At 66.5% G+C, this 16,894-nt stretch carries 7 protein-coding genes; all 7 read right to left on the bottom strand.

Features of this window, described 5'->3' with window-relative positions; translation table 11 throughout:
* Positions 1 to 10: 10 nt before the first annotated feature.
* Genes JGU72_RS26940 through JGU72_RS26910 form a run of 7 tightly spaced genes read right to left on the bottom strand, consistent with a single transcriptional unit; the run spans position 11 to position 16,482 of the window.
* Complete coding sequence (locus tag JGU72_RS26940) at positions 11 to 1,870, bottom strand: class I SAM-dependent methyltransferase (protein WP_199687361.1); 1,860 nt, start codon at positions 1,868 to 1,870, stop codon at positions 11 to 13.
* Positions 1,871 to 1,901: 31 nt separating this feature from the next.
* A complete protein-coding gene (locus JGU72_RS31350; RefSeq protein ID WP_199687360.1) occupies positions 1,902 to 2,882 on the bottom strand; it encodes a GHMP family kinase ATP-binding protein in 981 nt (326 codons plus the stop codon).
* Entirely contained in the window at positions 2,875 to 4,083 is a 1,209-nt protein-coding gene (locus tag JGU72_RS26930; RefSeq protein WP_199687359.1) for a glycosyltransferase, read from the bottom strand. Before JGU72_RS26930 ends, JGU72_RS31350 begins: the two co-directional genes overlap by 8 nt.
* Entirely contained in the window at positions 4,080 to 4,913 is an 834-nt protein-coding gene (locus tag JGU72_RS26925; protein ID WP_199687358.1) for an alpha/beta fold hydrolase, read from the bottom strand. The genes JGU72_RS26930 and JGU72_RS26925 overlap by 4 nt, the downstream gene beginning before the upstream one ends.
* Positions 4,906 to 5,220: a phosphopantetheine-binding protein gene (locus JGU72_RS26920; protein WP_199687357.1), complete on the bottom strand. Its 315-nt coding sequence runs from the start codon at positions 5,218 to 5,220 to the stop codon at positions 4,906 to 4,908. Before JGU72_RS26920 ends, JGU72_RS26925 begins: the two co-directional genes overlap by 8 nt.
* The gene (locus JGU72_RS31345) at positions 5,217 to 9,659 is read right to left on the bottom strand and encodes a type I polyketide synthase (protein WP_199687356.1); all 4,443 of its coding nucleotides are present in this window, start codon (positions 9,657 to 9,659) and stop codon (positions 5,217 to 5,219) included. Before JGU72_RS31345 ends, JGU72_RS26920 begins: the two co-directional genes overlap by 4 nt.
* The gene (locus JGU72_RS26910; RefSeq protein ID WP_199687355.1) at positions 9,652 to 16,482 is read right to left on the bottom strand and encodes a type I polyketide synthase; all 6,831 of its coding nucleotides are present in this window, start codon (positions 16,480 to 16,482) and stop codon (positions 9,652 to 9,654) included. The genes JGU72_RS31345 and JGU72_RS26910 overlap by 8 nt, the downstream gene beginning before the upstream one ends.
* Positions 16,483 to 16,894 lie beyond the last annotated feature (412 nt).

Here is a 16,894-nt window from a genome sequence, read left to right as displayed (position 1 = left end):
TTCCTGGCACTCAACTGTCCTTGCGGGCGAGAACTCGGTAGATGCTGCCGACTCCGCCCGTACGTCGGATGTAGTTGCCATACGCGAGGTCTGCGAGCATGGCCACGCCCCCGACCGGCGCCGCGAGCGCGACGCCCGCCAGCCGACCTGCGACCCGTAACGCGTGTGCACGTTCCGGCGTATCCGGGAGCCACGGTAGGTGCCGGTCGTGGGCAAAGCCGTTGACTACGAGCAGGATTGCCAGGGCGAGGTCGCCTGCTTGATTGGCCTCGGCTCGATGGATGTCCACCGTGGTCAAGCCACGGTCTGCGAGCGCATGCACGAGGTTGTCGCACGGGATCAGATGCTGGTGTTGCGGTTGCAACCACGGCATCCACCAGTCGCCGAGCAGTCGTCCGAACGGCGACTCGGGATCGGGCACCTCGATCAGCAGGTAGCCCCCGGTGTCCAGCACCTTGGCTGCGGCACTGAGCTCTTCGAAGGGATCGCGTGTGTGCTCGAGGTAGTGGTGCATGCTGACGACGTCGTAGCGCCCCGCGATGTCGTCGGCCAGTTCGGGGAACATTCCGCGGTAGCCTCGCCGCACCCAGCGGCGCCGTTCCGCCTCTTCGACGTTGTCGCCACGGTCGAGACCGTCGAACTCCGTGCCGGGCAGGATATCTCGCGCCGTTGCGCAGAAGTGGGCAAGTCCGGTACCGACATCGAGCCACGTCCGCGGTGCCGTCTGTGCCGTCACCATCGCAACCCTGGCCGCGTATCCGCTGTGGCCGGCCTCGAAGGTGTTCTCGATCAGTTTGGCGCCGATCCCGTCGTAGAAATCGCGGTAGTAGAAGTCGAGGCCCTCCGGCGTGAGGCGCGGGTTCTGGAATACGTGAGCGCACCGGTTGCACTGTTCGAGGACGAACTTGCCAGGCTTGTGCTGGATGTGGTCGGGACTGACCACGCGCACTTCGACATCCGGCGAGTCGCACCACGGGCAGGTACCCCGGCGCGGCTCGAAGAATCGTTCGATTCCAGCGGCCAGATCGGCCGCATATGCAGGCCGGCGTTCCTCGATCGGGTCGGGTGGCGGTGCGGGCTGCGCGCCCGTGACGAGCCGAAGCCATTTCGACGGGCGGGTCACCACACGGGTGAATCCAGCAGAAGCGCCGCGATCACGTGGGTGAAGTGCACTGCCCGCGAGGACGAGCGCTGGCTGAATGCCGAACGCCGCCAGGCTCACCGCACCCCACAGCGGATTCAGCAGTGTGCCGACGAGCAGCCCCGCGTATGCGACGGGCGGACCGGCGACCAGGAGGACATCGCTACCCATCCGCACCTCGGCCGCGCGCCGAAGCCCGGCATGAATGCTCCGTTCGTCGTCGCGCGCACGCAGTCCTGCGGCGACGGCAACGTCGAATGTCGTCGATGCGTACAACTTCAACCGGACTGTGACTTCCGCCAATTCGACCGGGTCCCAATCGCTTACCTGGGTGATCCCGGCTCGTTCCAGAACCTCGGCGTCGACGAGGAGGGCGTGGCATGCGCCGCGACCCGGTGCGAAGCGGCGGCCGCGATAGGTTCGCGGATCGAGACCCCGCAGCAAGTCGAGGGCGGGTTCGGTGGGCAGGTCGCCGGGAACCAAATCGACGACCTCGAGAGCGTGGGTTCGAGCGAAGGCGCTGGCGGCACGTCGTGTGAGCTCGTCCAGGTCGACGCCGGCAGCTGTGAGGAAGCGGTGTTTCGCACTGACCGGTGCCTGGTCGGGCTGCAGCGCGACCAGACCGTGTGCGTTCCGCCGCAACCGAACAGCGTTTGCCACCATGCCCGCCGCCGTAACGATCGGCAGCCAGCGCGAAACGCGGCTTCGAGTCTTTACCGACGCTGACATTTCCGATTCCCTCTCACGTTGGTGTGCACGTTCACGCGGCTCGTGCGGTCTCGACGGTGGACGACGTCAGAAAACGTGGTTGGCGCCAGCCTCGATCTGCATATGCGGCGGCGACAGCGCGTCGCACCGTGGCGACTTCCGCGGCAGGAACCAGCACCACTATCGGGCGACCGGCGCCGTCCACCGTCGCCCTCGCGCCGAATGCGCCTGCCGACAAGGCAGCGGTTGCGGCTACCTGTTGTTCGATACTGGTTGAACCGGCATCGTGGCTTCGTGTCATGATGGCACCGAATTCGCGAAAGTCATTTCGCTCCAATGCCACCCGCACACCATCGAGCTCGCTTGTACCAGCGACAGGCTGTTCCGGCGGAAGGTCGCGGCGGACGCCCGTGTCCACGACCAAGAGCCGCATTCCCGCGTGCGCGATGCCGAACGGCAACCTGCTCGGCGCACGATCGAGCGCGATCGCTTCGCCGTCGCACGCCAGAATCGACGCCGCGACCGCCCCGATGGTCACTCCCGGCACCTCGAACGCCTGCAGACCCGCGCAGACGATCTCGAACATCGACTCGTCGGACACGTCCAGCCTGTAGCAATTCCGAAGCGAAAACCCTGTCGCACAAGCGATCGCCACCGACATAGACGTTCCGACTCCGCGGGGTACGTCGGTGTGAACGGTCACCGCGGCCCCACCGAGCGCGTGCCCGGCGGCTTGCAGCGCCCAGATGACAGCAAGCGGCTCCCTTGCCGCGGCGGTGCCCGGCTCGAGGTCGGTCAAGCGAATCCTGTCGGACTGTAGTGGGCGATATACCCACCGGAGATCGACGACCGCGTCGTCGCGCGGTTCGACCGCGACGGTGGCGCCGAATTGCATTGGTGCAGAAACGGACTGATCGCCGGCGTCGAGCAGAGTCACCGCGCCCGGCGCGTACCAGTACGTGCCCGCGTTCTTGCCGTGCATCTGCTCGTGCACGGACGCCAGCATGCGCTGCATGTGGTAGTGGTCATCCACGACGGTCCCCCTGGCGTGCTCCGGCGAATCGCGCAGCGGACAACTCTTCCAGCCTGTTGGCTGCGGTCTGTGCACCGCCGGATGCTGCGAACGAATCGGCGATCCGCGCTGCTGCGCCGCGATAGGCGGGGTCGTCGAGAACGGCGAGGACCGCCGCGCGTAATTGCGGTGCCCGGACGCGACCGAAGCTCACGCGGATGCCCGCGCCTGCATCGGCGACCTGCTGCGCGATGACCGGCTGATCATCACGAATAGGTGCCACCACCAACGGAAGTCGGTTTGCCAGAGCTTCACAGACGGTGTTGTGACCACCATGTGTCACGACAGCGTCGACGTGTCCGAGCAACTCGCGCTGGGGCACGAAATCCCGGACAAGAACATGCTCGGGAGGGTTCTCGACCACCCCGGGTGGAGCCACGATGACTACCTGCATTCGATCGCCCTCGTCCGCGAGCGCGTCGACCAGTGCGCTGTAGAAGACGCGTCCCGCCTCGGCATTGAGTGTGCCCAGGGAGGCAAGCACAGTCCGGCGACCGGAATCGAGCCATTCCCAGGGGAACTCGCCGGTCGCGGGCTTCGGCGCGATGCTGGGACCGGTGAATACGAAGTGTGCCGGGACTGCATCGAGCGAACCGACCAGCGCCTCCGATGAGAAGACCAAGACGAGTTCAGGAGACCAGCGCAGATCGACAGGTTCCGAAACACCCTGCGCACGCTGGAAGTCCGTCATCTGCGCAACGACCCATTCTTCGACCTTGGGCATCGCTGCCAGTGGCCGGGCTACCTCGGAGGACGTGGTCGCCGATGTGGCCCAGGGCAGCCCGGCACGCATTGCTGCGACCGGACCCGCGAGCGCCTGCTGGTCGGCGACGAGCACATCCGGCGCGAAGAGCGCGATCGTATCTTCGACACCGGGCAGCATCGCGTCGCCGAGCGGAACCAGAAACTCTTCCCAGAAGAACTTCAATTCCGCAGTTCCGCGCAAACCGAGCCAGTGTTCGTGCACTGCTCGCAGATGAGCATCGGAGACGTCGTCGTGCAGCCGAAAAGTACGGGCTCCCAATGGGAGCAGATCATCGAGGACGCGCGCGTAACCGACCCAGGCGACCTCGTGACCACGCGCGGTCAACTCCGCACCGACGTCGAGAGTGGGATTGATGTGTCCGATCAGCGGCGGCACCACGAACAGGTATCGACTCATCTCGTTGCCACCGCCAGTTCGACGGGAGCCAGCCTCACGAGCCAATCGACGATCAAGGCGCACAACGGACCCGTCGCTTCGACGAGCACCGAATGGTTCACGTCGGGCAGGATTTCGACCGCGCAGTCGGGCACGTTCCGTACGAGGTCGTCGGCCGCGGGCAGTAGAAACGAATGCTCACCGAAGATTGCGAGCGTCGGGCACTCGATGGCTGCCAGACTGCGCTCGGGCAGCGGCGGCGTGGCGGCCAAGTCCTCGATCAGCGTCGTGCCGTTGAGCAGATCGTAAATACTGCCCAGCTTCTTCGCGGACTTGCGAAGCCCCGCGGTTGCGCATTGTTCGTGTGTGCGTTCATGTTCCAAATTCAGCGCTGTGACACTGAGCGAGTTGACCATGCTCTCCACCCAGTCCGCGGCAACCGGTCCGGCGCAGATGGCTTCGATGAAGACTATTCCCGCAACCCTCTCGGGTCGCGCAAACGCAGCGTGACCCGCGACGAAGCCGCCGAAGCTGTTGCCGATCAACACAACCGGCTCGGTCACGGCCATGGCGTCGAGAATCCCGAACAGGTCCGCGACCGCGTCGTCGATCGTGTAACCCGACCGCGGTCGCTCCGACAAACCCTGTCCACGTTGGTCGTACAGAATTACGTCGGCCCCGGTGGCCGCGAGCGGCGCCGCAAGGGTGAAGTAGAAGCTGGCCATGTCGTCGACCGCCATGCCGTGCATGAACACCACGGTTGGAGCAGTGGGCAGCGACCCCGCCGCAATGCCGCGGGGCGCGATCCGCTCGACGTGAAATCGCACGCCGGAAGCAGTGACGTCAGCCATCGGCGCCCAGTGCCGCCGTCTCGGAGAGACAGGTCTCGATGTAAGACACGACGGTGCCCACGTTCATCGCGGTGATCTGGTCGATGTCCAGGTCGGCAACGAAGGCAACGAAATTCACGTCTTCGCCGTAGCGCTGCTGCAGCTTCTGCCCCAGCGCGACGAACTCGACGCTCTCCACGGCGAGGTCGTCACTGAACGACGATTCGGGGGTCACATCGATCTCCAGCAGGAAGTCCGCGCCGATCACCTCGGTGAGCATCGCCACCACCTCGTCGAATACCCGGCTGTCACCGGTCGCTGCGGTCATCGTGAGTCTCCTCGGTCGGCTGACGGTGAATGCGTCCACGCGACGACGAAGGGCTGGTCGTCGACGGTAATCAGACGCGTGTGGATCGGTAGCGGACAGCTCGCGAGCGGCTCGACAGTGACATCCGCGTCCTGGTCGGCGTTGTGTCGGACCGCGGCAACCGCGAGCGGCCCATCCTCGTTGGCCAACTGCGCCGCAGCCTCTTTCGCGGCGGCGAACCGGGCGCGCAGTACGGTGGGATCGCTCGTGGGCAGCTGGTGGATGAGGTCGCGCTCGCCCGCACTGAGCGGCACTTCCGTGGTGTCGCCGCCAACCGCTGTGATACTGATGCCGACCGCGTGGGTGGCGACCATGGCAACGCCGAGTCCCACGGCACGCCCGCGGCAGTTCGTATTCGCGTGGGCGATCTGCAATTCGTCGAGGTTCGGCAGGCCAACAGCATACGGCCGACCGGTGACACTGGCATCGATCGCAAACTCGCACGTGTAGACCGACGCAGTCCCGTTGGCCCACAGCCAGTTACGAACGGCGTCTTTGGCGGCAATCCGGCCGAGCAGCCAACGCCGCTGGTGCATCGGATCGAGGCGTTCGTACGCGTCGCGCTCGACTGCACACATGTAGTTGCGCATGATCAACTCGCGCGTGCGGGTGTCGGGCCACTGCTCCTCCACGAGGCACCAGCCGCCGGGCTCAATCGTGCCCAGCCCGAGCGAATCGGGATGCAGCTGCATCTGCCAGTTGCGCTCGTCGCCCGCGATGCGGCTGTTCGTCCAACCCTGCACGCGGGCCCACAGCGCGCCGCGCTCGTCGACCAGGTCGGAATCCGCACGCAGGGTCGTCGACGTGGCCTCACGAATCCACGCCGTCTGTTTCAGCAGGGCGCCATCCCGCTGCGGCGGGCCGTACAGCTCGATCGAATCGATCCCGACCGGGAACACGGTGCGATCGACCTGGAGAGACACCTGCGCCCAATGCCCGATCACCTGACCGACCGCGTCGAAGAGCGCACCCCGCGTCGGCAGATTGACCAGCACCGCGCGCGCACCCCAGTCCGCGTCGCAGACGAGCTCCGTAATGCCCGCGAATCGTGGGCCGTGGAAAAGTCTTCTGTCGCGGTAGATTCGATCCGCGGAGACCGCTGCCGGGCGCTCACCGTCGAGCAGCTCCGACGTGCGTTCAGGCGGGTGCGGATAGCGTCCGGACAGTAGGACTGTGCCGGTCGCATGACCCGCTATGGTCACCGTGACGCACTCGGCATCGTCTCGTGCGCTCTCGTCCACGACGGCGTCGATCGTGACGGTCGTGGCCGGCGCGGCGACGAGCCAGCGCATCGCCCGCACATTCGACCAGCCGATGACGACGCGACCGGGCAACAGCTCGCGGGCTGCGTCCGCCATGATCTCGAGCATCCCGGTGATCGGCACGATGGGAAATCCGTCCGAGGGATCATGCCAACCCGCCGGGGTCGCGATCAGCGAATGATCGATCAGTTCGGGCATGGTTTCGAGTGAGATGACGCGCGTTGTCGTGGCCGTCGTGGGCAGTGCGACGACATTCGTGGCGGTCTGTGCCCACGCCTGCACCACCGACTCGGTGTGCGCCGTCATCTCCGCGACGAGTGCGTCGAACTCGGCAAGAATCGCGCTGTCCGCAAGCGCTGCAGTCCGACTTCGGGACGACGTTGCTGCTGCCGGCTGCGGAACGAGTGGCGCCAGCGCACCGCCGAGCATGATGGACCGGTTGCCGAGGTCCAGCTTGATCGCGGTCGAGGACAACGGTTTTGCGGGTGTGCGTCGCTCCGGCCGCTGTATCCCAGGCAACCGATCGAACCGTGGATTCAGACCCGCGGCCCACAACGCCGCTGCGACGCGCCACAGCTGAACCAGCGAATCACGTTCGGCAACAGCGGTTTCGACAACTAGGTGTTCGCTCCCCCGCAGCGTGTCTGCAACGAATCCCGGCAGGCTGCCGGGTCCGATCTGCACGAATGCGCGGACACCTTCCGCGTGCAGGCGCTCGAGCAAGGGCCGGAAGCGCACGGGCTCGACGAGATGCCTGATCACGAGCGCGCGGATCTGCTCGGGTGAGTCCGGAAACTTGTCGACCGACGTCGCGGACCACACGGGGACGGAGGCAGCACGCGGTGGCAAACGGTGGAAGGCGTCGTAGACCGGACCGAGGTGGTCGGCCATCACCGGCGAGTGAAAGCCCGTCCGAATAGGCACGACCTGAGCAAGTACACCTGCCTGACGGAGGCGGTCGATCGCCTCGTCGATCCGCTGCGGGTGACCGCACACGACCGACTGATGCGGGCAATTGTCATGTGTGACGACGACATCCGCCGGACCGTGCAGTGCACCGAGCGCAGTCACAGCGTCGGCGGCCGAGCAGCCGAGCGCGGCGTAGACGACATCCGGTGAATCAGCGCCGTCGTCGGCGACCGAGTCGATGAAGGCGTCTGCATCCTCGCGCCGGTACATCCCGCCGGCGACCATCGCTGTCCATTCGCCGAGGCTATGACCGGCCAGAAGTCCTGGCTCGATACCGATTTCGTGCATGGCTGCTGCGAGCAAACGGCTAACTGCCACCACGTTCACCGCTTGCTCGACGAACGACGTGCCGCTGCTCAATTCGATTGGCGGAAGCCCGAAATGCGCGGCGACCCCCTCGATCCGTGGCGCAAACGTCGGTTCCAGGCCCGGGAAGAGAAACGCGACCTGCCGGCGATCGGTGATCAGTCGGCGCGGCTCGAAATAGACATCGCTGCGGCCCCGCCACGGCGTTCCGCGGGCAACGATCTTGCGTGCCAGCGCTATCCGGCGGGCGTCGGGTGCGGCAATCGCCAGCCGGACCGGGCCGGTACCCGTCGACGCGCAACGGCGGGCCTGTTCGAGCAGCGCGTCGTCGTCGACATCGAGCGCTGCGGCGATATCGCCCACAGTTGCGCCGGACAGCAGCAGAAGACTCTCCGCGCCGGCAGCCCGATCGGTTTCGGTGTGATGCGAGCCGACCTTCGGTCCAGGCGCTTGTTCGACGATCACGTGTGCGTTGATGCCGCCGAAGCCGAAGGCGTTGACGGCAGCCCGCCGTGGACCGGTCAGTGGTTCTTTCCACGGTCGGGCGGCGGTCACGGGCGCGAAGCGGGTACCCGCGAACGCGCGGTGCGGTTCGTCGCAGTGCAAGGTCGGCGGCAAGACCCCGTGGTACACCGCGAGAACCGCCTTGATGAGACCAGCGATACCCGCGGCAGGCATGGTGTGGCCGATCATGGACTTCACAGAACCGATTCCGATGTCCGGTCCCGACGTCGTAGCCAGACCGAAAACCGTCGTCAATGTGGCAAGTTCAGCCTCGTCGCCGGCGGGTGTCGCGGTTCCGTGCGCCTCGAGCAGTCCGATCGCTCCCGGTGCGGTCGGATCGAGTCCCGCTGTGCGCCAGGCCCTTTGCAGCGCGAGGACTTGACCTTCCGTGCGCGGCGCCATCAGGCTCGATGCGCGGCCGTCGCTCGAAATTCCGGTACCGCGGACGACCGCATAGATCCGGTCGCCGTCCCGCTCGGCGTCCGCGAGTCGCTTCAGCGCAATCATGCCCGTGCCTTCACCGATCAGCAGCCCGTCCGCACTTTGATCGAAGGGGCGAATCTGCTCACTGCGGCTCAACGCGCCGAGTTGGGTGAACACCGACCAGAAGGTGATGTCGTGGGTGTGATGAACCCCGCCGGCAAGGACCAAATCACAACGGCCGGTGGCAAGTTCGCTGACAGCGTGGTCGACTGCCAGTAGCGACGACGCACAAGCCGCGTCGACCGTATACGCCGGGCCCTGCAGATCGAGCCGGTTCGCGATGCGGGATGCGACGAGGTTGGGCACCAAGCCGATTGCGGCCTCCGGTCTTTCGGGTCCGAGCCGCTCCTGGAACGCGGAGCGGACCTGTTCGAGCTGATCCTCACCGAGGTCGGGTACCAACTCGCGCAACGTCGTGACCAGCTGTCGCGCCGTCCGCACGCGTTGATCGAGCCGCGCGCCCGCTGGGGACAGGTAGCCGCCACGTCCCAGGATCACACCGACCCGGCTTCGGTCAGGCAGCCGCTCTGGACCGCCGATGTCGGTGATCACCTCGGTGGCGACCCGTAGGGCCAGCATTTGATCCGGTTCCGAACCGGCTGCAGCGAACGGCATGATGCCGAACGGGGCCGGGTCGAAGTAGGCGAGGTCGTCGACGAAGCCACCGCGCCGACAGTAGAGCCGATCACTGGCGGCCGGCAGATCCGGCTGGTAGTACTCGGGATCCCACCGCGTGGGTGGGACCTGCGAGATCGCGTCGACCCCGCCGACTATGTTGCGCCAGAAGGTTTCTGCATCACCGGCACCGGGGAACAGGGCGCCGATCCCGACGATAGCCACCGCCGGTCCGTTGGAGCCGTGTGCCGCGTCAGTCACGAGCACGACCCGGCATCGCGGCGCCGAATCCTTCGGGTGACCCCGCCATGTACAGCACCTGCACGTCGTCGCCGCCGCCGTACGCCAACTCCTGCAGCAAGCACGCGACCCCGTCGTCGTGCTCGATCACGCCGATACCCCGTCGCGCGTACTCCTGCACCAATTCGGCCGTCACCATCCCGCCGTCGGTCGCGGCCCAGGGACCCCAGTCGACGGCGAGCACGCGCCCCGGGATGCGGGCGCCCCACGTATGCGCAAGGGTGTCGAGTGCGTCGTTGGCCGCGGCGTAGTCGACCTGGCCCCGATTTCCGAAGACGCCGGACACACTGCCGAACAGCACGAGGAACCGCAGGTCTTCCCGCACCGCCCGCGCGATGGCGCGCGCACCTTCGATCTTCGTGTCGAAGACGTTCCGGAACGATTGCGGCGACTTGTCTTTGGTGAGGCGGTCGTCCAGAATTCCTGCGCCGTGCACGACACCGTCGAGCCGTCCGTGCCGCGAATAGATGTCGTCGACGACCCTGCGAACCGCCGCGGCGTCCCGGATATCGAGGGCGTGATAACGAACTGACGCCGCACTGCCATCCAGCACGGCTAGCGTGCTGCGGATTTCCCGCTCGGCGAGAAGGCGCGTCGCCATGGCATCCACGTCGGCGGGAATTCGCATACCCTGTGCGATGAGTGCGCGGCGCAACGCAATTCGATCTGTTGCCGCAGCGGTTGCCGGCGATTCGGGTGCCTCGGGAAGCGGTGTGCGCCCGACCAGTTCGACGTGGCAACCGGTCACGCGTGCCAGGCCCATCGCTACCTTCGCGGTGATGCCGCGAGCACCACCGGTGAGCAGAACGACAGCCGACGGTCCGAGACCGAGTGCGGCCGCGTCGGGCTGCCGTTCCCCGGACAGTGCTCCTGCGGACAGCGGTGTTGCGACGACGATCGGCGTCGCCCTCTCACCGTCGAGGTAACCCACGACAACGGGGGCACTCCGGTCCGTCAGACAAAGTTCGGCGATCAACGCGGCAGCGATTCGTTCGGGTTCGTCCTTGGGATCGACATCGACGGCGCGCGCGGCGACTTCGGGGAACTCCAGTGCTGCCGTTCGAACCAGCCCGTGCAACCCGACCGCCCCGTCGCCTCTGCTGTGACTGTCGCGACCGAACCTGCCGCCGAGACCGGTGGCCACGAGAAGCCGAGTTGCCCCACCGAGTAGCGACTCCCGCAGCAGCGCAAAGTTGTCGGGCAGCAGTGGCGCGGTGTCTGCGGCAATTCCCGCGAGGTGCACGACCACGTCAGCGCTACGAATTGCCTTGCTCCAGTCGGCATCTGCCTGCAGTTGGCACACCTTGGCGCCGTGCCGTTCGAGCAAGATTCTTACTTCGCGGTCGACGTCGCACCCGGATTCGACAACGACGACATTGTGTCCGGCCAACGACGTTGCCGCACTCGGCGCGAGGGCAGGCAACGGCTGCACCTCGACCACGTAGCGCTCGCATCCCGCCGATACCGGCGCTGGGTCGCTTCCCGCAGCGCCGTTCCCGTCGGCGGGCACGGCGGCTGTCGCCGAATCAGACCGGCTCACAAGCCAATCCACGATCATCTGCAGAGTCTTGAGTCGTGCGAGTTCCTCGACAGCGGACTCGTCGACAGCCGCCGAACCGCCCAGGAACGCCATGCGCTCGCGCAGCACTCCGAAGATCTCGATCCGTTTGATCGAGTCGATGCTGAGGTCGCCTTCGAGGTCGAGATCGGCGTCCAGCATGTCCGCCGGATAACCTGTCCTTTCGCTCACGACAGCACGCAACGTCGCGAAAGCCCGCTCGGGCGTGAATTGAACTGCGGGTGCGGCAGTGACGATCTCGGCCGACTCGGGAGCTTCCACCGCGGGGATGGCGGCCACCGAATGCACCGGCAGCGCGGCGGGAAGTTCGGCAGCGGTCGTACCGAGGTAGCCCATCATGACGTCACGCTGCGCAGTCATCAGTTCGCGCGTCGACCGCAGGAACTCGAGCACGACATCGTCGCGGGCCGCTGTCGGCGCCGGACCGAAAGCAGCCAGCGGAAGGACTTGCGTCTCGAGTTCGCGCGCCGGGCGCAGACTGCCGGGCACGTGTTGTCTGTCCGCTGTGCAGATCAGCTGACCGTTCACCAACCAGCCCGGTCGTCGTGGCAGGTCAGCCTGCGAAACAGCTCGCGCGTCTCGGCCCCTGAACAGCGCAGTCGTGTCGACCGCGACGCCCGCGGCCGCGAGTTCGGCGAGCGCAAACAGCAGCCGGCGCAGTCCGGATTCGCCGGGCGCGTCACATGCCACGACGGTGTGCTCGCGATCGCCGAGAATCTTGCCGACGAGCTGCGTCAGCACGCGACCCGGACCCGCCTCGACGAAGATCCGCACGCCGGCGGCGTACATCGACTCGATCTGTTCGACGAAGCGCACCGGCTCTGCGACCTGCCGGACGAGCAGGTCACGAACTGCCTCGACACTGCGCGGGTAGGGCGCCGCCGTCGAATTCGACCAGACTGGGAACGACGGTGCGGCCAGGTGAGTCTTGTCGATCGCTAGCCCGAGACTGCCGGCCGCACCCGCCACGACCGGGCTGTGGAATGCGCACGCCACAGGAAGTTTGGTCGCACGCAGACCCTGCGAACCGAGCCGGACGACCGCGCTCTCGATCGCCGCCGTCGGGCCGGAAATCACTGTCTGCTCGGGTGCATTGCGGTTGGCCAGCACCACCGATTCGCAGTCGGTGTGCGCCGCGAGCACGGCCCGCACACGCTCGGCATTCCCACTGACAGCGGCCATCGCACCGGCGTCCTGGCCGGCACTTCGTGCGGCGGCAATGATTGCCGCACCGCGGGCACGACTGAGATCGAGCAACTCGACGTCGGACAGGACACCTGCCGAATACAGCGCGACCAGCTCGCCGTAGCTGTGGCCCGCCGCGGCATCCGGCCGAATCCCCAACGTGGCGAGCAACTCTGTCATGGCCAGTTCGGCAACGCCCAGTGCCGGTTGCGCGACCCGGGTGTCGGTGAGGTCTGCGCGCTGCGCAGCCGCATCGTCGGGCGAGAACGTCGCGGGCGGGTACATCTGTGGGTACCAGTCCTTGCCGAGGCGCAAAAACCGTCGCAACCGCGGGAAAGCGACGAACAGATCGGCCAGCATCCCGACGCGCTGCGAGCCTTGGCCGGGATACAGGAATGCCACTCGCCCGGTCTTCGCCGCCGTCGGCCCGACGGCGGCGAAGATACCGTCGCCGGGCCTCGTGACGGAGTCTCGCGCCAACGCAAGCCGGCTCATCAGGTCATCGAGATCGGATGCCACGAACGCGACCTGCACGGGCCGTCCGGAATCGCCGAACTCTTCGGCAACGGTTCGCGCAAGGTCGCGCAGCCGCCACGGTCTGCCCGCGGCGTCGTTGGCCGTGAGGAGGTCGGCCAATCGTTCCATCGACCGTTGTGCTGCCTGACGGTCGGCACCGCGGAAACAGAACAGCTCCGCGGGCCACTCGTCGCGGCCGTGGGCAGGTTCGGGCGCGCCGCCGTAACCCGCGAGAACCGCGTGAAAGTTGGTGCCGCCGAACCCGAACGAGCTGACTCCGGCGAACCGTTCGCCCGCGGGTGCAAGCCACGGCCGGGCGACGGAGTCGAAGTAGAACGGGCTCGAGGCCGTGTCCCAGAAGCCGTTCGGGGTCGAGACGTTCCCGGTCGGTGGGCGCGCACCGACATACAGTGCGCGTGCGGTCTTGATCAGACTGGCAAGTCCCGCAGCACACTTCGTGTGCCCGATCTGACTTTTCACCGATCCGAGCGCGCACGCACCGGGCGTCGCGCCTGCGTCGGCGAAGACTTCGGTCAATGCCGCCAGTTCGGTTCGGTCTCCGACGACTGTTCCGGTGCCGTGTGCTTCGACGAGGCCCACCTGCGCCGGTGAAACACCGGCCATCAGGTAGGCGCGCTCCATCGCCCGACGCTGGCCGTCCGCGCGCGGTGCAGTCAACCCCAGCGAACGTCCGTCACTCGAGCCGGCGATCGCCTTGACGACCGCATACACGCGATCGCCGTCGCTTTCGGCATCGACCAAGCGTTTGAGGACGAGGCAGCCGACGCCTTCGCCGATGGCGATTCCGTCAGCCGCGGAATCGAAGGTGCGGCAGCGCCCGCTCGCCGACAGCGCACCGACCGACGAGAAGAGCAGGTAGTCCGACACGCTGTTGTGCGTGTCCGCTCCCCCGCACAGCACCATGTCGCTCGTGCCGGCGCTCAACTCTTTGCACGCGGTGTCCAGCGCGGCGAGCGACGAGGCGCACGCGGCGTCGACCGTGTAGTTCGCACCACCGAGATCGAGCCGGTTGGCGATCCGGCCTGCGATCACGTTGCCGAGCACACCCGGGAACGAGTCCTCGCTGAGCTTCGGCAAATGAGCGTCGAGTCCGGTCGGCAGCTCGCCGAAGTAGGACGGGAACAGTGTTCTGAAGCCGTACGCGTTGCTGAGGTCGCTGCCCGGTTCGGTGCCGAAGATAACCGATGTGCGGTCGCGATCGAAGCTCCGACCGGCACCACCGACGGTCCGGTAACCGGCGTCGCGCAGCGCCCGCGCGGCGACCTCGAGTGCGAGTAGTTGTACCGGCTCGATCGCCGCGAGCGAAGCAGGCGGAATGCCGTAAGCCAGGGCATCGAACGCGATGTAGGGCACGAAGCCGCCCCACTTGGACGGCGTTTTGTGCCCGTCTGGCCGGCCGCCCGCATCCGAGTCGTAGTACAGCGCAGGATCCCAGCGATCGGCAGATACTTCGGTGATCGCATCGACACCGTCGAGGACGTTCGACCAGTAGCGTGCCGCGTCTTCGGCTTGGGGAAAGACGCCTGCCATGCCGACGATCGCTATGTCGAGCGGCGCGGAACCCTTTACTTCTGTTGGTACGGAACCGATTCCGAGTTCGGCAGCACGAGTCGCGAGGAAGTCGGTCGCACCGGCGCTGACGCGGTCGTGAATCTCCGCGATCGTGGTCGTCGTCGACCGCAGGGCGGCAACGTCGCCGATCATCACCATGCCGTCGCTGCGCTGAACGCCCGCAGCCACTGCGACGATGTCGTCGCCGCGGCGCCGCAGTCCCTTGCTGGCGATTCGCAACCGGCCGAGATTGAGCTGTTCGAGTTCGGCCCACATCTGTTGCCGCCCAACACCGTCGGCAATCATCCGCTGCTTTGTGTCGAGAAACGCACGGACGTACGGCGAATCGACACAGCGAGTCGAATGGCCCGGCGACGTATCGAGTAGGACGGTGTCGGTGCAGCCCAGGGCGGCCTCCTGGAATGTCGGCACGATGGCGCCCGACGCGACAGCCTCCTCGGCGAAGAGATACGCGGTTCCCATCAGCACGCCGATTCCGGCCCCGCGCGCGACGAGTGGTGCCGCCAGGGTGGAGACCATCGCGGCCGAGCGTTCGTCGTGAATGCCGCCCGCGAACAGAACCTGGACCCCGTCGAAATATTGCTCGGGGTCGGGGTGCTCGCGGCCGAAGGCGAGGAGACGCTCGATCTGCGCTTCCCACAGCGCGAAACTGGTTCGCGGACCGACGTGTCCGCCGCACTCGCGTCCCTCGAACACGAAGCGGCGCGCACCCTGCGCGAGGAACTGGTCCAGCAGACCGGGCGAAGGCACATGCAGGAAAGTCGCTATGCCCGCCTTCTCCAATTCGGCCGCCTGTGCGGGTCGGCCGCCTGCAATCAGCGCGTACGGCGGTCGCACCGCAAGAACGGCCTGCAACTGCGCTTCGCGGAGCTCGGCGGGAACGAACCCGAGAATGCCCGCACCCCACGGGGCCGCGCCGAGCGCGGTCGCGGTTTCTTCGAGCAATGCGCGAGTTTTGTCTCCCGACATGAGCGAGAGCGCCAGGAAGGGAAGACCACCCTCGCGCGCGATTGCCGCAGCGAACGCGGCCTTGTCGCTGACGTGCGTCATCGGCCCCTGCGCGGCGCTCACACGCAGACCGTGCCGTGCTGCGAACCGTCCGCCGGCGCCGAGCGGTGCGTGTTCGACAGAAGCGGCGATATTCGTCTGGATTGCGCTGCGAATCGCCTGCACCACTCCGCCCGCGGTGCCGAACCGGTCGGCGAGCATTGCGGCGAGCGCACCGTCCTGGCCGACGGGGAGCAACTGGGTTCGGAGGTCCTGTGCGCCGAGCCTTTCAGCGACCTGCTCGGGAGTCCAATCTGGTTCCGGCACAGAGAGATCCGGGCGAACGTAGACACGATGGCCGCCGACGACGGCCGTTTCGCTTCCGTCCATCGCGCGCAGTGCGGCCGTCACTGTGCGCGGAAGTTCCATCTCGGAGACGAGGGCCAACTGGGTGTCCAGCACGACACCGGCCGCGCCTCCGGCCACCGCTGCGGCGGCGGTATGCAGGCCGATACCGCCCGCGGCCCAGATCGGAACAGCGACGGCGGGGTCGGCAAGGAGCTGCTGCAGCAGAACGAACGTCGTCGCCTGCCCTACTCGTCCGCCCCCCTCACATCCGCGCGCGATGAGTCCATGGCTGCCGACTCGGACGGCATCGCGCGCCTGCGCAAGCGAACACACCTCTACGAGAACTCGCCAGCGCCGGTCGGCCCGCAACCATTCGGCAGTGCCGTCCAGCGACGCGAGCACGACGGTATCCACCCGATCGGGAACATCGAATGGGTCCGACTTGCATCCCGCCGGCACACGTACGCCGAACGGGCCTTGCCACCATTCGCAAATATCGGCGAGCGCAACGTCTGCAGCGTGGACATCGCGACCCAGATCGAGGATGCCGACACCACCGGCGCGCGCAACAGCCACAGTGTGTCGGGCGTTGGGTTCTGAAAACGGAGAGATCCCCAGAACTTGGTCGCCCGACCGCGCCACGCTCTCCATTCCATCTCCGCCCGGTATCAGCCGCAAAAAGCTTGTACCCGTTCCCGGCCCTAGCTCGTCTGCGTGATTGCCCGAATATTGGCCGAATCGGGATCGTACACCCAATTCGGGACTCGCTGCAGATGCAATTTATTTTGCGCAATCCACGGTCGTCTGCGCGACGGTAGAGCACAATCACAGCTCGATCACAAGGGCAGGATGTACACCATGTTTTCGGCACAAAGACCGGCATCAGGTCGGTTTCGGTCCCGCGTTCCGAGGAATACGGCGCAAATCGAAAAAACTGATTACCTAGGTCCATTGTGGTGGAGCAGTTTCTAGGGCATAGTCTCGCTCG

This window comes from Antrihabitans auranticaus, assembly GCF_016481275.1.
GTDB lineage: Bacteria > Actinomycetota > Actinomycetes > Mycobacteriales > Mycobacteriaceae > Antrihabitans.
Note: the sequence above shows the minus strand (reverse complement) of the source record. Positions and strands in the feature narration are given on the sequence as shown.